Raw genomic sequence first — 20,223 nt, forward strand, 5'->3', positions numbered from 1 at the left:
GTTATAATAGAGTGAGAAAAAATCGAAGAAAAGGATCCATATGCAAATTTTTGATACCCATACTCACCTCAACGTTGAAGAGTTTGCAGGGAGAGAAAAAGAGGAATTAGAACTAGCTAAAGAGCTGGGAGTCTTTGCCCACAATGTTGTTGGCTTTGACAAACCAACCATCGAACGAGCAATAGCCTTGGCCGACCAGTACCCGGAAGTTTATCTCACACTTGGTTGGCATCCTACCGAGGCAGGAGACTATAGTCCTAAGGTAGAGGCTTACCTACTGGAACAGTTGAAACATCCTAAAGTCGTCGCCTTAGGAGAAATCGGTCTGGACTATCACTGGATGACAGCACCAAAAGACGTTCAAGAAAAGGTTTTTCGTCGTCAGATCCAACTGTCCAAGGACTTGGACTTGCCTTTTGTAGTGCATACGCGTGATGCTCTTGAAGATACCTATGCCATTATCAAGAGTGAAGGAGTGGGTCCGCGCGGTGGGATCATGCATTCTTTCTCAGGAAGCTTAGAGGAAGCTAAGCGCTTCATGGATCTGGGAATGATGATCTCTTTTTCTGGAGTGGTCACGTTTAAGAAAGCAACAGATGTCCAAGAAGCGGCAACTGGCCTTCCGCTCGATAAGATCTTGGTTGAGACAGATGCCCCTTATCTGGCACCAGTTCCTAAGCGAGGCCGGGAAAATAAAACAGCCTACACCCGATATGTAGTGGATCATATTGCAACACTACGTGGTTTGACGACAGAGGAAGTAGCTCAAGCCACCTATGACAATGCGAGAAAGGTATTTGGCCTTGACTGAGAAAAGAAAAATACCAGAAGTGATTGTTGTTGAAGGCAAGGACGATACGGCCAATCTGAAACGCTATTATGAGGTGGATACCTATGAGACACGTGGATCCGCCATTAATCAGGATGACCTAGAACGAATTGCCACCTTGCAGGAGTTGCGTGGAGTCATAGTTTTTACGGATCCGGATTACAATGGGGAGCGCATTCGTAAGATCATCATGCAAGAAATTTCGCAGGCCAAGCATGCCTTTTTAAATCGTGGCGAAGCAGTGCCCAAATCAAAAACCAAGGGCTGTTCCTTGGGAGTCGAGCATGCCAGCTTTGAAGACTTAGAAAAAGCCCTTGCTGGACTGGTGGGCTCCTATGAAGATGAGCATTTCTTTGATATTACCAAGTCAGATCTGATGCGACTCGGCCTGCTGATGGGCAGTGACAGTCGCAAACGACGGGAATATTTAGGAGAAGCCTTGCGCATCGGCTACTGCAATGGCAAACAACTGCTCAAACGCTTGGAATTGTTTGGGATTTGTTTGGCACAAGTTGAAGAAACGATGGCTAGTTATTAAAAAAGAGATAGAGGTAGAAGATGGGATTGTTCGACCTGTTTACAGATAAGAAAAAAGTGATCGGCTTTTCTTTGGAGAATGTTCACGCAGAACATCAAAAGAATCCACGGCATTTTTTGATTCCAAGTCAAGAAGAAATCAACCAATTGAAGCTTGGGGACCAGGTTCGCCTCATCTTTGTGCTGGATACAGTCTTGGAGAATGGGTGTCGAGCAGAGCGTATGTGGGTCGAACTCACTGAAATCCGCGATGGGAAGTTCAAAGGACGTTTAACCAATCAACCCGCTTATATTACCTCCATCCAGCTTGGAGATGAGCTGGATTTTGCGCAGGAACATATCGCAAGCCTGATGGTTCCTCCTCTGAATCTTGATACGCAAAAAGGGGCCATGATTACCAAGGATTGCTTCCTACGACGTGAGATTAATTGGGCGATTCACGATGTCCCTCATCATCCACAAGATAGTGGTTGGCAATTCTTTACAGGCTTTGAGTCTCAGGAAGATTTGGACGATCCATCTAAGATCACCATTATCAGTCTTGAAGAGGCCTTGGAAATAGAGCCCTTGTTGGAAACCGTCTTAGATAAGAACGGGGAAGCTTATGTCTACCAAGCGGAGCAGAATGCCTTTGTGGAAGACTGTTAGGCTAGCTTGTAGAGAAACACAAGAGAGATAGAGTGATTATTTCTTACACTAAAAGGATTAGAAAAGAGAAAAAATGAGAATTGCAGATTATAGCGTGACAAAGGCAGTGCTAGAGCGTCACGGTTTTACCTTTAAAAAATCCTTCGGTCAGAACTTCTTGACTGATACCAACATCCTTCAAAAGATTGTGGATACTGCTGAGATTGATAAGCAGGTCAATGTCATCGAAATCGGTCCTGGAATTGGAGCTCTCACTGAGTTTTTGGCAGAAAATGCCGCAGAAGTGATGGCCTTTGAGATTGATGACCGCTTGGTTCCTATCTTAGCGGATACCTTGCGGGATTTTGACAATGTCACGGTTGTCAACCAAGACATCCTCAAGGTAGACCTCAACCAGTACATCGCAGAGTTCAAAAATCCAGAGCTTCCGATCAAGGTAGTGGCCAACCTTCCTTATTACATCACGACTCCCATCCTCATGCACTTGATCGAGTCTAAAATTCCTTTCCAAGAATTTGTGGTCATGATGCAAAAAGAGGTGGCAGATCGCATTTCAGCCGAACCTAATACCAAGGCTTACGGGTCTTTGTCCATTGCAGTCCAATACTATATGACCGCTAAGGTAGCCTTTATCGTGCCTCGCACCGTCTTTGTGCCAGCGCCAAACGTCGATTCTGCCATCCTCAAGATGGTGCGTCGCCCAGAGCCAGCAGTGGCAGTTAAGGATGAAGATTTCTTCTTCTCTGTTAGCAAGGCTAGCTTTGTCCACCGTCGCAAGACGCTTTGGAACAACTTGACCAGCCGCTTTGGCAAGACCGAAGAAATCAAAGCCAAATTGGAAGCAGGGATCCAAGCTGCAGGCCTGCAACCTTCTGTACGAGGAGAAGCCCTTAGCTTAGAAGACTTCGCCCGCTTGGCAGACGGTCTTCTAGAAGCCGGGATCAAATAATAGAAAAGACATGAGATATGAAGCTCATGTCTTTTCCAGTTGTAGAAGGAAAGGACGGGATTTGAACCCGCGCGTGAAGAAAATCCACTTGCCGGATTTCGAGTCCGGTGCCGTACCGAGCTGGGCCACCTTTCCAAGATGCGGAGAAAGGGATTTGAACCCTCACGCCCGAAGGGGCACATGCGCCTGAAGCATGCGTGTCTGCCGTTCCACCACCTCCGCATAGTTCTATTATACTCTTTTTAAAAGAAATGCCAAGAAAAAATAGCATGTTTCTTTTTATCGAACCTATTGAGGAAAAAGAAAGAGGCTGGGAAAATCCAGCCTTTTCTTTTTTTATTTATTCATAACTCAGTTGAGGGTAGAGTTCTTCTTGTTCTGCAGAGGTATCTTTGAGAAGGAAAATGGCCCATAAGAGAGCAAGGATAAAGACGACTAAGCCAGGGATCCCGCCTTCAGGTCCAAACTCACCACCTGTGATAAAGGTCCGGTTTGAAGTCGTGAAGTACATCAGAGAGGATTCACTATCAAAGCCGCTGACATGGAAGCCGTAGACATTTCCCATGATGAAGTTCCAAGCGAAGTGGAAGCCACAAGGTCCCCAGATATTTCCTCTCTTCAAGGCATAGACAGCTGTGAAGAGACCGAAAACGAAGAGGTGAACTGTTGAGAGCCAGGAAGCTCCGTTGTTGTTCAAGTGGAAGTAGGAGAACATGGTAGAAGAAATGAGGATGGCTAAGTAAGCATTCTTATGGTAAGAAATAATCGGAATCAACCAACCACGGATATAAATTTCTTCGGCTGCCGTTTGAAAAATATAGCCAATCAGAACCAAGATCCAAGATACGAGGAAAGGAAGACTAAATTGAATACGATCGAAACGGACATCGCCAGTGATGAAGAAGACGATTAAGACCGTAGTAATCATAATGGCACCGACCAAGACACCCTTAGCGAATTCGGAGAGACCATTTCCTTTGGAAAAGCCCATGGTTCGAATCGGTCGTTTTTCAATGAGTTTCACCCAGAGGAAGAAGGCAATGATGGTGTAGAGGAAGGACAAAAGATCCAGAATATTCCACCAGTCGGGAATCCAACTTTGTTTGTTCAAAAAGAAGTTTGTGGAAGCAGTACTGATCGGAGACATGTACTGGGTGATGTAATAGAGAATAAAGGGAGCTAAAAACCAAGGGGTTAAAAACTTCCCTTTCTTTACATTAGAAACGAGAGGGTTACTCTTGGAAAGAAATGAAAAACTCATAAAGGACCTCCTTATAACTGGCAGGGATTAGTAAGAAAGTCAGAAATTAGGCACCAAAAAAAGGCTTCTTTCATTACTAATCAGGTAGCTTCGTCAAGAAATGTATCAGTCTCCGTCACTTCCTTTCTATAAAATAGTTTGGACTTCCCACGATAGGCATATATATTATGTCCTTCTCCTCTATTATAAACCTATCTGAAAACGTTTACAACCCCTTGTCTGCATCTTGCTCAAAAAAACTGGATGAACTTCTTTTTTCCTACCCAAGTCAGTAAGCGCTATCGTATATTTTTTGATATAATGGTAGTATTAACTTTAAAGGAGTGCTAGTTGCAAGGAACGATTGTTAAAGCCTTGGCCGGTTTTTATTATGTGGAGTGCGAGGGAGAAATTTACCAAACACGCGCCCGAGGAAATTTCCGGAAAAAGGGACAAACTCCCTATGTTGGAGATAAGGTAGAATTTTCAGCTGAAGAAAATTCGGAAGGCTATATTTTAAAAATATTCCCAAGAAAGAATAGCTTAGTCCGTCCACCCATTGTGAATATAGATCAGGCTGTCGTCATCATGTCTGCCAAAGAGCCAGATTTTAATGTTAATTTATTGGACCGCTTTTTAGTCCTCTTGGAACAAAAAGTGATTCATCCGATTGTCTATATTTCAAAAATGGACTTACTAGAAGATCCAGCTCAGATGCTTCCTTTCCAGGAAGTCTATCGCAAAATGGGCTATGACTTTGTCACGGACAAGGAAGAGCTCTTGCCTCTCTTGAAGGATCAGGTGACGGTCTTTATGGGCCAAACAGGAGTGGGGAAATCCACCCTCTTGAATACCTTGGCTCCGGAGTTGGAACTAGAGACAGGAGAAATCTCCGACAGTCTTGGACGCGGCCGCCATACGACGCGAGCTGTCAGTTTTTATGATCTCAATGGGGGCAAAATTGCGGACACTCCTGGCTTCTCCTCTCTAGATTATGAAGTCGATAATGCGGAAGATCTGAATCATGCTTTTCCAGACATTGCCAAGGTGAGCCAGGATTGCAAATTCCGTACTTGTACCCACACACATGAACCATCCTGTGCCGTCAAGCCTGCTGTTGAGGAAGGGATCATAGCTTCCTTCCGCTTTGAGAATTACTTACAGTTCTTGAGCGAGATCGAAAATAGGCGAGAAACCTATAAAAAAGTATCGAAAAAATTACCCAAATAAGGAGACCTGAAGAATATGAAAACAAACAAATTAGCCCCTTCTATTTTGAGTGCAGATTATGCAAATTTTGAAAGTGAATTGAAGAAATTGGAAGCATCTGGTGCGGAGTACGCCCACATCGATGTGATGGACGGCCACTTTGTGCCTAATATCAGCTTTGGTGCTGGTGTAGTTGCTAGTATGCGTCCTCACAGCAAGCTAGTGTTTGACTGCCACTTGATGGTTACCAATCCTGAGCAACATATCGAAGAGTTTGCGCGTGCCGGAGCAGATATCATTAGCATTCACGTCGAAGCGACGCCACACATCCATGGCGCCCTTCAAAAAATTCGTTTGGCAGGGGTGAAACCAAGTGTGGTCATCAATCCAGGAACCCCTGTTGAAAGTATCCAACACATCTTGAACTTGGTAGACCAAGTACTTGTCATGACTGTCAACCCAGGATTTGGTGGGCAAGCCTTCCTGCCAGAAACTATGGATAAGATTCGTCAATTGGTTCAATTACGTGAAGAAAAAGGCTTGGATTTCGATATTGAAGTCGATGGGGGAATTGATGATAAGACGATTCACGCTGCGAAAGAAGCAGGGGCAAACGTCTTTGTAGCAGGTTCCTATGTGTTTAATGGAGATGTGAATGAACGAGTTCAAACCCTTCGAGCAGCCATCCAAGACTAAGGTTGCGATTGTAGCTGGTGGCCGAGTGGAAACCATTCCGCTAGACTTGGATGTTTATGTCGGGGTGGATGCAGGCTGCCTTTTCCTATTAGAGCAAGGATTGGAACTTACTTTAGCAGTTGGAGATTTTGACTCGGTCGAGCCAGAAGAATTCCAGAGTATTCAATCTGCGGCTCACGAAATACGGACTTCGGTAGCAGAAAAAAATGATACGGATTTAGAATTGGCGATTAAGGAAGTGTTAGAAGGTTGGCCTCAAGCGGACATTCTGATTTTTGGAGCCTTTGGTGGTCGCCTGGATCACCACTTGGCCAGTGTTTTTTTGCCCAGCGATCCAGAGATTGCACCCTTTATGTCGCAACTTTACTTGATGGACCAACAAAATTATCTCTGCTACCGTCCAGCAGGTCGCCATACCATTCTGCCTATAGCAGGCTATACCTATGTAGCTTTTATGCCAGTTGAGGGAGCTTCCATCCAGATTGAAGGAGCTAAGTATCCCTTAAATCAGACCAATTATTTTAAAAAGGCTATTTATGGTTCCAACGAGTTTATCAATCAGCCGATTACCTTAACCATTGATCGAGGCTACGCCCTTATCATTTATAGCAAGGATGGGAAATAAGATGGAAATAATCCTTTTTGTATTAGGAGTGGGAAATCTTGTCTTGCTCTTCTTGCTCTACCAGCAACGGACAGCTGATAACAAACAGGTCCGTGACTTACTGGAGGACCAAGAAGATCATCTTTCGGATCAGCTGGATTACCGATTTGAGAGAGAGCGACAAGCTCAGCAAATCACTGGCCAGCAGATAGAGATGGCAATCAGTGACCGTCTTATGGAATTACGGACAGAAATGCATCAGCAAACGACTGCTTTACGAGCAGAACTTGCTGAGAATTTCACTAAAAACCGAGACAAAACGGACGAGCGGATGCAACAGATTCAAGCTTCCAATGATTTGCGGTTGGAGCAGATGCGTCAAACGGTCGAAGAAAAGTTGGAAAAAACCTTGCACAGTCGTCTTCAAACCTCTTTTGAGACAGTCTCCAAACAATTGGAGTCGGTCAATAAAGGTCTTGGGGAAATGCAGACGGTCGCTAGAGATGTAGGAAGTCTCAATAAGGTTCTTTCTAATACGAAAACCCGTGGGATTATGGGAGAACTCCAACTCGGCCAGATCATTGAAGATATCCTAACTCCCGCCCAATATGAAAGAGAGTTTGTAACAGTTCCCCATTCCAGCGAACGCGTCGAGTACGCTATCAAGATGCCTGGTCAGGTCAGAGGGGAATACGTCTATCTGCCAATCGACTCTAAGTTTCCTCTGGAGGGGTATTACCGACTGGAAGAAGCCTATGAAAGTGGGGAGAAAGAGGAGATTGAACGGTGTCGCAAACTCCTATTGGCTAGTATCAAACAATTTGCCAAGGACATTCATCAAAAATACCTCTATCCACCTGCCACTACTAATTTTGGGATTCTCTTTTTACCGACGGAAGGGCTCTATTCAGAAGTGGTCCGCGACCCAGCCTTCTTTGATCGCCTCCGAAGAGAGGAGCAGATTGTCGTCGCGGGGCCAAGTACGCTTTCAGCCTTGTTAAATTCCTTATCGGTTGGATTTAAGACCCTGAATATTCAACGAAGTGCAGATGATATTAGCAAGGTCCTTGCATCCGTCAAGACGGAGTTCCAAAAATTTGGAGGCGTTTTAGAAAAGACCCAACGGCAGTTGAAGCATGCCTCTGGTAATATTGATGACCTCTTAAACCGAAGAACAAATGCTATCGAGCGCACACTCCGAAACATTGAAACGTCAGAGAATCTAGATATATCAAGCCTATTGAATTTAGAAGATGGAGAAGATGATGGTCAAAATTAATCAAATGAAAAAAGACGAATTGTTTGAAGGCTTCTACCTCATTAAGTCAGCAGATGTTCGTCAGACACGTGCTGGAAAGAATTATCTTGCCTTTGTCTTCCAAGATGAGACAGGCACGATCGAAGGAAAATTGTGGGATGCTCAGCCACATAATGTGGAGCAATTTCAGGCTGGGCGCGTGGTTCATATGAGTGGCCGTCGGGAAGTCTACAACAATACGCCTCAGGTCAATCAGTTGACCTTGCGGTTGCCTCAAAGTGGGGAACCATCGAATCCAGCAGACTTTAAGGAAAAACCTCCGGTAAATCCAGTCGATTTGAAAGATTATCTATCGGGGATGATTTTCAAAATAGAAAATCCAGTTTGGCAACGTGTGGTGCGGGCGCTATACAGCAAGTACGACAAAGAGTTCTACTCTTATCCTGCGGCCAAAACCAACCACCATGCTTTTGAGACAGGCTTAGCCTATCATACAGCCACCATGGTTCGTTTGGCTGAGAGCATCTATCAGGTGTATCCTCAATTAAACCAGAGTCTCCTCTATGCCGGCATCATGCTCCATGATCTTGCCAAGGTACTGGAACTCTCAGGCCCTGAAAATACGGAATATACGGTTCGAGGAAACCTCATCGGGCACATTGCTCTGATCGATGAAGAAATTACCAAGGTCTTACAAGAGTTAAAGATTGATGATCAAAAAGAAGATGTGATTGTGTTGCGCCATGTGATTTTGAGTCACCACGGTCTACTAGAATATGGTAGCCCGGTTCGTCCAAAAATCATGGAAGCCGAGATCATCCATATGATTGATAACCTAGATGCAGAAATGATGATGATGACTTCTGCCTTAGCTTTAGTAGGCCCTGGTGAAATGACCAATAAGATTTTTGCTTTAGACAACCGCTCCTTCTATAAGCCAAATTTAAAAGATTCTTAATAGACTGGTGATGAAAATCTTACTCTTAGTTTGTTAGTAAAAAAACCAAAAACGAATGTTGTGAGACTAACAACGTTCGTTTTTTGGTATAATATGGTATAATACAATAAAAAACTATGTGGAGAGAAAATGAAGCTAAGAAGAAGTGAGCGGATGGTTGTGATCTCGAATTACTTGATTAATCATCCCTACGAATTGACGAGTTTAAATACATTTGCCGAAAAATACGAATCTGCCAAATCATCTATTTCTGAGGACATTGTCATTATTAAACGGGCCTTTGAAGAAATGGAAATTGGAAGCATTGAAACTCTTACCGGTGCAGGTGGAGGGGTCATCTTTACACCATCGATTTCGGATGCAGATTCAAAAGAAATCGTCCAAAATTTGTGCGATCAACTGTCAGAAAGCAACCGGATTTTACCAGGTGGGTATATCTACCTTTCGGATTTGCTAAGTGATCCAAAAATCTTAAATAATATTGGGCGCATTATTGCCAAGGCCTTCCGAGATCAAAAAATCGATGCAGTCATGACGGTGGCCACTAAGGGTGTCCCATTAGCAAACGCGGTAGCCAATGTCTTAAATGTTCCTTTTGTCATTGTACGACGCGATTTGAAAATTACAGAAGGCTCAACGGTCAGTGTCAACTACGTATCTGGTTCCAGTGGCGATCGGATTGAGAAAATGTTCCTATCAAAACGTAGTTTGAAAGCTGGAAGCCGTGTTCTAATTGTCGATGATTTCCTTAAAGGAGGGGGAACGATCAGTGGGATGGTTAGCCTCTTAGCTGAGTTCGATTCAGAGTTGGCAGGAGTCGCTATTTTTGCGGACAATGCTTCGGCTAGAAGTAAAGATTTATTCGATCACAAGTCACTTCTACGTGTGACCAATATTGATGTAGCAGAAAATAAAATTGATGTAGAAATCGGAAATATTTTCGATAAGAACTAAGGCTGGAGAGGGAGAAAGGAAAATGAAAACAATTTTAGACCGTTTTGATCGTAGTCCCCTGTGGCTTCGATTGGCAACGATATTCATCTTGACAGGAGTTCTTGTCGGTGGGCTTTATACGGTTCGTAAAAATTCTGCAGACCAAGTTACAGTAGTGAAGCAAGAAACCAAAAAAACAGGTTCTCTTCCTATTAAGAAGAAAGACCCTAAAAAAGCCAAAGAAGAAGAGGAAGCGAAAATCGCTGAAGCGGCTGAAAAAGCAGTTGCTCATTTTGAAACCACAGCAACTCAAGAAACCTTAACCGCTGCGCAAGAGGCTGTAGAAAAAGTGAAGGACGAAACCAAGAAACAGGCCTTTCAAGCTCGTATTCAGTACATTGTAGACTATTACGGAATGCAGACCAATCAGAATACTCAATCAACTGATACGAATCAAGCTAGCCAAACAGGTCAACCTCAACAAGTCGTTCCCGCAGAAGTCCCTCAGTATCAGTCCAATGAGGTTCCTCAGGTTTCGAATGCTACCACACCAGCTGTAACACAACAAACTGAACAATAATCTAGCGCGATTTTAAGAAGAAGCAATCGTGCAAAAAAGAGAAAAAAATCTTGACAGTGAAAGTACCGCTATGTTACAATAATAGACGGTACTTTTTACTTTTGGTCTCTCAAGAGTGTACAGGGACGTGCTGACAAATGTTGCAAAAGTACACACAGATGGTAGCTGTCACCAAGTGTATCATCACCAAAAATAAAAAAATACAGGAGAATGTAGATGCCTACAATTAACCAATTGGTTCGCAAACCGCGTAAATCAAAAGTAGAAAAATCTAAATCACCAGCTTTGAACGTTGGTTACAACAGTCATAAAAAAGTTCAAACAAACGTTTCTTCACCACAAAAACGTGGTGTTGCAACTCGTGTTGGAACAATGACACCTAAAAAACCTAACTCTGCCCTTCGTAAATTCGCTCGTGTACGTTTGAGCAACTTGATCGAAGTTACTGCCTACATCCCAGGTATCGGACACAACTTGCAAGAGCACAGCGTGGTGCTTCTTCGCGGTGGACGTGTAAAAGACCTTCCAGGGGTACGTTACCATATCGTCCGTGGTGCACTTGATACTGCAGGTGTTAACGATCGTAAACAAGGCCGTTCTAAATACGGTACTAAACGTCCAAAAGCATAAGGAAAGGGGATAAAGAGAAATGAGTCGTAAAAATAGAGCTCCAAAGCGCGATGTATTGCCAGATCCGCTTTACAATTCACAACTAGTTACTCGTCTTATCAACCGCGTTATGCTTGATGGTAAACGTGGTACAGCAGCTTCAATCGTTTACGGTGCTTTTGAGCAAATCAAAGAAGTTACTGGAAATGACGCGCTTGAAGTATTTGAAACAGCAATGGAAAACATCATGCCTGTACTTGAAGTACGTGCACGTCGTGTTGGTGGATCTAACTACCAAGTCCCAGTTGAAGTTCGTCCAGAACGTCGTACAACACTTGGACTTCGTTGGTTGGTAACCATCGCTCGTCAACGTGGTGAGCACACAATGGTTGATCGCCTTGCTAAAGAAATCTTGGATGCTGCAAACAACACTGGTGCAGCAGTTAAGAAACGTGAAGACACTCACCGTATGGCTGAAGCTAACCGTGCCTTCGCACACTTCCGCTGGTAAGATTATGATGCTAGGAACGAAAAGGATGCAAAGTGAAAATAGGAAACTGACGCAGTATTCGACGAATACAAGGAAGTTTATCTTTTTCACACAGCATCCCGTTCCGGCTCAAATCGGCTAACTAACTTTAGCCTGAGTTCAATTGAGCTCAAATCAGCTAAACCAAACAGGATAAACAATGAGAACGGGTAGGTCCTGCCTATCCGTTTTTGTTAAATCATGTTATAATAGTATAGAAATAAAAAATATAGGAGAACAAAACCTCATGGCACGCGAATTTTCACTTGAAAAAACTCGTAATATCGGTATCATGGCCCACGTCGATGCTGGTAAAACAACTACAACTGAGCGTATCCTTTACTACACTGGTAAGATTCACAAAATCGGTGAAACTCACGAAGGTGCGTCACAAATGGACTGGATGGAGCAAGAGCAAGAACGTGGTATCACCATCACATCTGCTGCGACAACCGCTCAATGGAAAGACACTCGTGTTAACATCATCGACACACCAGGACACGTGGACTTCACGATCGAAGTACAACGTTCACTCCGCGTTTTGGACGGTGCTGTAACGGTTCTTGACTCACAATCAGGTGTTGAGCCTCAAACAGAAACAGTTTGGCGTCAAGCAACTGAATACCGTGTTCCTCGTATCGTATTTGCGAACAAGATGGATAAAATCGGTGCTGACTTCCTTTACTCAGTAAGCACACTTCATGATCGTCTTCAAGCAAACGCACACCCAATTCAATTGCCAATCGGTTCAGAAGATGACTTCCGTGGAATCATCGACTTGATCAAGATGAAAGCTGAAATCTACACCAACGACCTTGGTACAGACATTCTTGAAGAAGATATCCCAGCTGAATACCTTGACCAAGCTCAAGAATACCGTGAAAAATTGGTTGAAGCAGTTGCTGAAACTGATGAAGACTTGATGATGAAATACCTTGAAGGTGAAGAAATCACTAACGAAGAATTGAAGGCTGCTATCCGTAAAGCAACTATCAATGTTGAATTCTTCCCAGTATTGTGTGGTTCTGCCTTCAAGAACAAAGGGGTTCAATTGATGTTGGACGCAGTCCTTGACTACCTTCCAAGCCCACTTGATATCCCTGCAATCAAGGGTGTAAACCCTGATACAGACGAACAAGAAGAACGTCCAGCATCTGATGAAGAGCCATTTGCAGCTCTTGCCTTCAAGATCATGACTGACCCATTCGTAGGTCGTTTGACATTCTTCCGTGTTTACTCAGGTGTCTTGAACTCAGGTTCTTACGTATTGAACACATCTAAAGGTAAACGTGAACGTATCGGACGTATCCTTCAAATGCACGCCAACACTCGTATGGAAATCGAAACAGTTTATTCTGGAGATATCGCTGCTGCCGTTGGTTTGAAAGATACTACAACTGGTGACTCATTGACAGATGAAAAAGCGAAAATTATCCTTGAGTCAATCGAAGTTCCAGAACCAGTTATCCAATTGATGGTTGAGCCTAAATCTAAAGCAGACCAAGATAAGATGGGTATCGCCCTTCAAAAATTGGCTGAAGAAGATCCAACATTCCGCGTTGAAACAAACCCTGAAACTGGTGAAACAGTTATCTCTGGTATGGGTGAGTTGCACTTGGATGTCCTTGTTGACCGTATGAAACGTGAATTCAAGGTTGAAGCAAACGTTGGTGCTCCTCAAGTATCTTACCGTGAAACATTCCGCGCTTCTACACAAGCACGTGGATTCTTCAAACGTCAATCTGGTGGTAAAGGTCAGTTTGGTGATGTTTGGATCGAATTTACTCCAAACGAAGAAGGTAAAGGATTCGAGTTCGAAAATGCGATCGTCGGTGGTGTGGTTCCACGTGAATTCATCCCTGCAGTAGAAAAAGGACTTCAAGAATCTATGGCTAACGGTGTTCTTGCTGGCTACCCAATGGTTGACGTGAAAGCGAAGCTTTACGATGGATCATACCACGATGTCGACTCATCTGAAACTGCCTTCAAGATCGCTGCATCTCTTGCTCTTAAAGAAGCAGCTAAATCAGCACAACCAGCTATCCTTGAACCAATGATGCTTGTAACCATCACAGTTCCTGAAGAAAACCTTGGGGATGTTATGGGTCACGTAACTGCTCGTCGTGGACGTGTAGACGGTATGGAAGCACACGGTGCAAGCCAAATCGTTCGTGCTTATGTACCACTTGCTGAAATGTTCGGTTACGCTACTGTCCTTCGTTCTGCAACTCAAGGACGTGGTACTTTCATGATGGTATTTGACCACTACGAAGATGTACCGAAATCAGTACAAGAAGAAATCATTAAAAAAGCTAAAGGTGAAGCATAATTTTACCGTCTAGCTAAAAGCTTTCCTCATAGGAGGAAAGCTTTTTTTGATTCGAAAAGAACTTAAGGCCACTTCCTCATAAGAGATAGTGAAAATGAATATGAAAGTTTGTGTAATATTTCTAATCCTAATGAAATCAGTTGCATTTTAGGGGAAGAAAGTATATAATAATATTGTTGAAAGATGATTTGTAACCTATCAAGTTACTCTTTTCACATAAAAAATTTTTTGATTTTCATAAGGAGGAAATCACGAATGGTAGTTAAAGTTGGTATTAACGGTTTCGGTCGTATCGGTCGTCTTGCTTTCCGTCGTATCCAAAACGTAGAAGGTGTTGAAGTTACTCGCATCAACGACCTTACAGATCCAGTTATGCTTGCACACTTGTTGAAATATGACACAACTCAAGGTCGTTTCGACGGTACTGTGGAAGTTAAAGAAGGTGGATTCGAAGTTAACGGTAAATTCGTTAAAGTTTCTGCTGAACGTGATCCAGAACAAATCGACTGGGCTAACGACGGTGTAGAAATCGTTCTTGAAGCAACTGGTTTCTTTGCTAAGAAAGAAGCTGCTGAAAAACACTTGCACCCAGGTGGAGCTAAGAAAGTTGTTATCACTGCTCCTGGTGGAAACGACGTTAAAACAGTTGTATTTAACACTAACCACGACATTCTTGATGGTACTGAAACAGTTATCTCTGGTGCTTCATGTACTACAAACTGCTTGGCTCCAATGGCTAAAGCTCTTCAAGATAACTTCGGTGTTGTAGAAGGATTGATGACTACTATCCACGCTTACACTGGTGACCAAATGATCCTTGACGGACCACACCGTGGTGGTGACCTTCGTCGTGCTCGCGCTGGTGCAGCTAACATCGTTCCTAACTCAACTGGTGCTGCTAAAGCTATCGGTCTTGTAATCCCAGAATTGAACGGTAAATTGGACGGATCTGCACAACGCGTTCCAACTCCAACTGGATCAGTTACTGAATTGGTTGCAGTTCTTGAAAAGAACGTTACTGTTGATGAAGTAAATGCAGCTATGAAAGCAGCAGCTAACGAATCATATGGTTACACAGAAGATCCAATCGTATCTTCAGATATCGTAGGTATGGCTTACGGTTCATTGTTTGACGCAACTCAAACTAAAGTTCTTGACGTTGACGGTAAACAATTGGTTAAAGTTGTTTCATGGTATGACAACGAAATGTCTTACACTGCACAACTTGTTCGTACTCTTGAATACTTCGCAAAAATTGCTAAATAATTCATGCGTATGATGAGAGGAGGGTGACCTCCTCTTTTTTTGTACTTTTTTTAGTTCCTCCTCACCTTATTATAGGATTTGCTAAAATGAATTGACAGACCTCTCTTTAAAGGGGTAAACTAAATCTGAGTGAAGATTTCCAATCAAGAAAAATGTAAGCGATTGCAGGATAGTGAAGGAGGAGTGTTTTAGGAGATTGGAAATCAGTAAAATAAGATGGAGGTCAAGATGAAAGGTCATCAATTTGAAAAACAACAACGTTTTAGTATCCGAAAATTCAGTGTAGGAGTTTGTTCTGCATTGATTGGATTGGCATTTTTAGGAACGGGGGTAGTCTCAGCAGATGAGACGCATGCGACTAATGAACAACCCTTAGAAGCTTCCACAGCAAATACGGAAGATGTCAATCGTTTGATCAGAGAAGCGGGAGTCTACACTGCAGATGCTGCTTTGCCAACTGCAGAAACAGCAAAACCAGTTGAGGAGGCAACTCCAGCTACGACAGAGGCTGGTCCTGCTAGCACAGAAGCTAGCCCGACGACGACAGATACTCCAGTCGTTTCAGCGACGGAACAACCAAAAGTAGCTGCAGAAAAAGTGGAAGATTTACCAACCAATGAAGAAAAACAATTAAGACCGAAAGAGGTCAAGTTTGATACTTGGGATGATTTGTTGAAATGGGAACCTGGTAAACGAGTAGATGATGATTTGAACAGAGCAAGTGTCCCCCTTGCTAGCCGTTTTCAAGGGAAGCAAATCAACGAGCAAGCCAACCCAGAAGCAAAGATCCAAGCCCTTTCTAACATGAACTCAAAGGCTAAGGATCATGCTTCCGTCGGTGGGGAAGAGTTTAAGGCTTATGCTTTTGACTACTGGCAATATTTGGATTCTATGGTCTTTTGGGAAGGACTTGTCCCTTCAGCAGATGTGATTGATGCGGCCCACCGAAATGGGGTTCCCATTTACGGAACACTCTTTTACAACTGGTCTAGTAGCATCAAGGATCAAGAGCGCTTTGCAGAAACCTTGAAAGAAGATAGTGAAGGCTCAAAAACCTTCCCGATTGCTCGTAAATTGGTTGATTTAGCCAAGTACTATGGTTTCGATGGTTACTTTATCAACCAAGAAACAACAGGGAACTTAGTAGAGCCTTTGGGGCCAAAATTAAGAGATTTCCTTCTTTATACCAAGGAATATGCGAAGAGCGTCAACTATCCGATCAAGTATTCTTGGTATGATGCTATGACTTATGAATATGGTCGCTACCATGAAAATGCACTGGGTGAGTACAACTACAATTTCATGCAGCCTGAAAACGGGGAAAATCCTGTAGATACCTTCTTTGCCAACTTTAACTGGGGCAAATCAGAAGTTGATTATTCGATTAGTACAGCCAAATGGATTAACCGCAATCCTTATGATGTTTTAGCGGGTCTCGAACTTCAAAAAGGAGGTTCTTATAAGACCAATGTCGACTGGAATGCGATTCTAGATGAGCATGGCAAGTTGCGTCTATCTCTTGGGCTTTATGCACCTGATACCATTACAGGTCTAGGAAAGACAGGAGAAGGTTACCATACCCATGAAGATCTATTCTGGACTGGTTTCCAAGGGGATCCAACCAAAGGAAAACCAGCAGACCAATCTTGGTACGGGATGTCCAATCTAGTAGTGGATAAAACGCCAATTACAAGTGCTAATTTCAATACGTCCTTTAATACAGGCCACGGCAAACATTGGTTTGTGGATGGCAAGATTTCTAAAGAAGGGGAGTGGAACTACCGTTCTGTTTCTGGCTACCTTCCAACATGGCGCTGGTGGGTAGAGCATAGTGAAGATAGTACGCCATTAAAAGGTCGCTATGATTTTGATCAAGCCTACAATGGAGGGAACTCTTTAACCTTTGAAGGGGATTTGAAAGCTAATAGCAGTCAAAATGTTATGCTCTATTCTACTAAGATTCCTGTGACAGAAACGACAAAATTAAGTGTGTCTCACAAGGGTGGGGTCGGAGCTGCTGCTTGGGTAGCTGTTGCCACAAAAGAAGACTACTCTGAATACGAATGGAAGGAATTGACACCGAGTGCGGATTGGTCTACTCAAACCTTTGATTTGGGAGGCTTGGCGGGTAAGACTATTTATGCCGTTAAGATGTTCTTTGATCATGATGCAGATGTCAAAGATTACAAGTTCAACCTCGGTCAATTGTCGATTACGTCCAACCAAGAAAAACCAGTAGCCCCATCTGAAGTGACTGTTCGGGCAAAACGCCTGCAAAATGCCCAGGAAGCGGAGGCTGTCCTTAATTTTAAAGGGGTTGCGGACGCAGATTATTATGAAGTCTATGAAAAAGACGGCGACAACTGGCGTCTCTTAACAGGGTCTTCTGCGACAACCGTCTATCTACCAAAAGTTAGCCGTTCAGCAAGTGCTGAAGGAACGACTCAGGACCTCAAGGTTGTGGCAGTTGGGAAGAACGGCCAACGTTCAGATGCAGGAACTGTGGCCTTTGATTGGGGTATGACCGTGTCAGATACCAGTCTTCCAAAAGCCCTTGCACCAAACGTGGTGATTGGAGCCAAAGTCATTGGTTCGAGCTTCCCAGATGCGGATGGTAGTGAAGGCATCGAAGGTATGTTAAATGGTACCATTACCAGTCTTTCAGATAAATGGTCTTCTGCTCAATTGAGTGGAACAGTCGATATTCGCTTGACACAACCACGGACCATTGTTCGTTGGGTCATGGACCATGCCGGTGCGGGTGGAGAATCTGTCGACGATGGCAAGATGAATACCCGTGACTTCGACCTTTACTACAAGGATGAAGCGGGTGAGTGGAAGCTCGCTAAGGAAGTTCGTGGCAATAAAGCCCATGTGTCCGACATTACACTCGACCATCCAATCAAGGCTCAAGAATGGCGTCTCCATGTCATTACGGCAGATAACGGAACCCCATGGCAAGCCATCCGGATTTACAACTGGAAGATGTATGAAAGTCTGGATACGGAAACGGTCAACATCCCGATGAAACATGCTGCAGCGCAAAACTTAGGCAATCATTTTGTCCAAGTCGGCTTCAAAGATGTACCGGCCAATACCACACTGACTCTTTATGCCGATAAAGAAGCGACTAGCCCAATTGCGACCATGACAGCCAATCAAGCTGGAAATCTGATCTTTAAACCACTGGCTTTTGAATCAACCCCATCTCTTCTCTACTATCGTGCGCAAGAACCTGGCAAAGATATCAGTAATGTTCTAGCGATCGAAGTTCCAAAAAATGATAAAGAAATTGCGGGACTTCAATTTGAAGATGGTTTGACCAAGAAGGTTTACCGGGAAGGGGATGCTCTTTCCTTGAAAGGGGCGACTCTCCGTGTTCATTATAAAGATGGCCAAGCAGATCAACTGGTCAACCTCACCAACTCAGGTGTAGAGATTCATGGATTTGACAGTAGCAAGCTTGGAGAACAACACCTAGAAGTTTCTTACCTTGGTCAGAAATTGGATAAGACTCTCACTGTTTTTGTGGTCAGTGCAGAGGAAGCAGGTGAAAAAGCAGTTGCTGGTCTAGAATTGACCGACAAACCAAAAGTAGAATATATCGTCGGCGAAGCATTGGAAAAAGAAGGCGGACGCTTTACAGTTGTCTTTGATGATGAAACAACCGAAACGCACGCCTTGACCGATGAAGGGGTTGAAGTAACTGGTTTTGATGCGAGCAAGGAAGGCCGTCAAACCATCACTATCCATTACAAAGGAGCTAGCACAAGCTTTGATGTCCTCGTTAATCCAAAACCAGCTCTCAACGATGAATACCTCAAGCAAAAATTGGCTGAAGCTGAAGCTGCAAAAGCCAAAGTAGACTTTACATTTGCTAGTCCTGAAGTCAAAGAAGCCTTGCTGGCTGGAATGGCTGCTTCTGAAAAAGTCTTGAAAGAGCATGATACCAGCACACAAGATCAAGTCAATGAGCAGTTGAACCAATTGACCGCTCTCTTGAAAGCCTTGGATGGACAAGCTAATCTAGTCAAAGAGAAAGAAGCTCTTTCTGCTCTGACAGAGGAAGCGACCGCTCTATTAGCAAGTAAGCCAAACCACCCTTCTGGTGACGCTTTACAGTCACTGGTTGAGAAAAATAAAGAACTCCTAGCTTCTTCAGAACTCACTCCTGAAGCGTTCGCAACCGCAAAAACAGGTCTAGAAACATTGATTGCGCTCCTGAAAGAAGATAAGCCAGCGGTCTTTGTAGACCCTGTGACTGGAGTCGAAGTTCAATTCTCTAACTTGGAGACTACTGCTATTAAGGGACTAAAAGTCGCGAAAGTTGAAGCCAATCAGGCAGAAAAAGAAGAGCTGAAGGGACGAGAAGCGACTATCTTTGATATCGAAGGAGTCGATGCAAGTGGTCAGGATGTCGATACCCAGCATCCATCCCTTGTGAAAATCCCTGTGGATAAGGATAAAGAAGTGGAGCAAGTTCTCTTCTTCCCAGAAGGTCAAGCACCTCAATCCTTAGCCTTTGAGCGAGAAGGAGATACCGTTATCTTTACAGCTCCTCACTTTACCCACTATGCGATTGTCTATAAGTCAGCAAAAACGGAAGGACCAGATCAACCGATCCAACCAGAGGAGCCGGCTAAACCTGATCAGCCTGTTCAACCGGCTCAACCAAATCAGCCAGTCCAACCAAGTACCCCAGTGACTCCGGATCCAGCTAATCCACTGAAGCCTACAAATTCATCTCAAGTGGATCAGTTGGCCCCAACGACTTCTACTCAACCGGGTCATCAAGAGGAAGATCACAAGGATATGGTCGATCAAGAGATCCATCAGTTGTTAAGTGCCCACCAAGGAGCGAACTCACAGCCAACGGTTCAGCAAGGAACAAAAGATGCAAGCAAAGAAAGTCAATCGGAACACTTGCCAAATACGGCAAGCCTAGAAGCTTCCTTTGCAGCAGAAGCTGTTCTCTTAGCAGCCTTAGGCGGCTTCCTCTTGGCTGGTAAGAGGAAAGAAGAGTAAGTCTTTTACAGGATTCTTTCGTTC

General features: G+C 43.8%; 17 protein-coding genes and 2 tRNA genes. 16 read left to right on the forward strand and 3 right to left on the reverse strand.

Features of this window, described 5'->3' with window-relative positions; genetic code table 11:
• Positions 1-40 precede the first annotated feature (40 nt).
• The 4 genes from ADH27_RS03375 to rsmA all read left to right on the forward strand — a co-directional run bounded on the left by ADH27_RS03375 (position 41) and on the right by rsmA (position 2,963).
• Entirely contained in the window at positions 41-811 is a 771-nt protein-coding gene (locus tag ADH27_RS03375) for a TatD family hydrolase (RefSeq protein WP_048715699.1), read from the forward strand.
• Positions 783-1,367: a ribonuclease M5 gene (gene rnmV / locus ADH27_RS03380; protein ID WP_193389716.1), complete on the forward strand. Its 585-nt coding sequence runs from the start codon at positions 783-785 to the stop codon at positions 1,365-1,367. Before ADH27_RS03375 ends, rnmV begins: the two co-directional genes overlap by 29 nt.
• A gap of 20 nt (positions 1,368-1,387) precedes the next feature.
• On the forward strand, positions 1,388-2,014 hold the full coding sequence (locus tag ADH27_RS03385; protein WP_048715703.1) for an immunity protein Imm33 domain-containing protein: 627 nt from the start codon (positions 1,388-1,390) through the stop codon (positions 2,012-2,014).
• Between the two features lie 73 nt (positions 2,015-2,087).
• Positions 2,088-2,963: a 16S rRNA (adenine(1518)-N(6)/adenine(1519)-N(6))-dimethyltransferase RsmA gene (gene rsmA, locus ADH27_RS03390; RefSeq protein WP_048715706.1), complete on the forward strand. Its 876-nt coding sequence runs from the start codon at positions 2,088-2,090 to the stop codon at positions 2,961-2,963.
• 46 nt (positions 2,964-3,009) lie between these two features.
• On the opposite strand, the gene ADH27_RS03395 is transcribed toward rsmA, so the two are convergent.
• The 3 genes from ADH27_RS03395 to ADH27_RS03405 form a co-directional block, all read right to left on the reverse strand.
• A tRNA-Ser gene (locus ADH27_RS03395) sits at positions 3,010-3,098 on the reverse strand.
• Positions 3,099-3,102: 4 nt separating this feature from the next.
• Positions 3,103-3,185, reverse strand: a tRNA-Leu gene (locus ADH27_RS03400).
• A 118-nt stretch (positions 3,186-3,303) separates the two neighbouring features.
• Positions 3,304-4,224: a CPBP family intramembrane glutamic endopeptidase gene (locus tag ADH27_RS03405; protein ID WP_048715708.1), complete on the reverse strand. Its 921-nt coding sequence runs from the start codon at positions 4,222-4,224 to the stop codon at positions 3,304-3,306.
• 330 nt (positions 4,225-4,554) lie between these two features.
• Between ADH27_RS03405 and rsgA the strand changes: the two genes are divergently transcribed.
• The 12 genes from rsgA to ADH27_RS03465 all read left to right on the forward strand — a co-directional run bounded on the left by rsgA (position 4,555) and on the right by ADH27_RS03465 (position 20,199).
• On the forward strand, positions 4,555-5,433 hold the full coding sequence (rsgA, locus tag ADH27_RS03410) for a ribosome small subunit-dependent GTPase A (protein ID WP_048715710.1): 879 nt from the start codon (positions 4,555-4,557) through the stop codon (positions 5,431-5,433).
• A gap of 15 nt (positions 5,434-5,448) precedes the next feature.
• On the forward strand, positions 5,449-6,108 hold the full coding sequence (rpe, locus tag ADH27_RS03415; RefSeq protein WP_023024510.1) for a ribulose-phosphate 3-epimerase: 660 nt from the start codon (positions 5,449-5,451) through the stop codon (positions 6,106-6,108).
• Entirely contained in the window at positions 6,068-6,733 is a 666-nt protein-coding gene (locus ADH27_RS03420; RefSeq protein ID WP_048715712.1) for a thiamine diphosphokinase, read from the forward strand. Before rpe ends, ADH27_RS03420 begins: the two co-directional genes overlap by 41 nt.
• 1 nt (position 6,734) lies before the next feature.
• Complete coding sequence (locus ADH27_RS03425; RefSeq protein ID WP_048715715.1) at positions 6,735-7,991, forward strand: DNA recombination protein RmuC; 1,257 nt, start codon at positions 6,735-6,737, stop codon at positions 7,989-7,991.
• On the forward strand, positions 7,978-8,928 hold the full coding sequence (locus ADH27_RS03430; RefSeq protein WP_048715717.1) for a 3'-5' exoribonuclease YhaM family protein: 951 nt from the start codon (positions 7,978-7,980) through the stop codon (positions 8,926-8,928). The genes ADH27_RS03425 and ADH27_RS03430 overlap by 14 nt, the downstream gene beginning before the upstream one ends.
• Positions 8,929-9,057: 129 nt before the next feature.
• Positions 9,058-9,882: a pur operon repressor gene (purR, locus tag ADH27_RS03435; protein ID WP_048715719.1), complete on the forward strand. Its 825-nt coding sequence runs from the start codon at positions 9,058-9,060 to the stop codon at positions 9,880-9,882.
• Positions 9,883-9,904: 22 nt separating this feature from the next.
• A complete protein-coding gene (locus tag ADH27_RS03440; protein WP_048715721.1) occupies positions 9,905-10,441 on the forward strand; it encodes a hypothetical protein in 537 nt (178 codons plus the stop codon).
• A 216-nt stretch (positions 10,442-10,657) separates the two neighbouring features.
• Positions 10,658-11,071 carry a 30S ribosomal protein S12 gene (gene rpsL / locus ADH27_RS03445; RefSeq protein WP_001142332.1) on the forward strand — a complete coding sequence of 138 codons (414 nt, stop codon included), beginning with the start codon at positions 10,658-10,660 and terminating at the stop codon, positions 11,069-11,071.
• 19 nt (positions 11,072-11,090) lie between these two features.
• Positions 11,091-11,561, forward strand: coding sequence for a 30S ribosomal protein S7 (gene rpsG, locus ADH27_RS03450; protein WP_048715723.1), 471 nt, complete (start codon positions 11,091-11,093; stop codon positions 11,559-11,561).
• 265 nt (positions 11,562-11,826) lie between these two features.
• Positions 11,827-13,908: an elongation factor G gene (gene fusA, locus ADH27_RS03455; RefSeq protein ID WP_048715725.1), complete on the forward strand. Its 2,082-nt coding sequence runs from the start codon at positions 11,827-11,829 to the stop codon at positions 13,906-13,908.
• Between the two features lie 255 nt (positions 13,909-14,163).
• Complete coding sequence (gene gap / locus ADH27_RS03460; protein WP_006595530.1) at positions 14,164-15,174, forward strand: type I glyceraldehyde-3-phosphate dehydrogenase; 1,011 nt, start codon at positions 14,164-14,166, stop codon at positions 15,172-15,174.
• Positions 15,175-15,402: 228 nt separating this feature from the next.
• Positions 15,403-20,199 (forward strand): endo-beta-N-acetylglucosaminidase, encoded by a 4,797-nt coding sequence (locus ADH27_RS03465; protein ID WP_048715768.1) that lies wholly within the window; start codon positions 15,403-15,405, stop codon positions 20,197-20,199.
• The last annotated feature ends 24 nt before the right edge of the window (positions 20,200-20,223 follow it).

The sequence above is a fragment of the Streptococcus sp. 343_SSPC genome (assembly GCF_001072385.1).
Taxonomy (GTDB): domain Bacteria; phylum Bacillota; class Bacilli; order Lactobacillales; family Streptococcaceae; genus Streptococcus.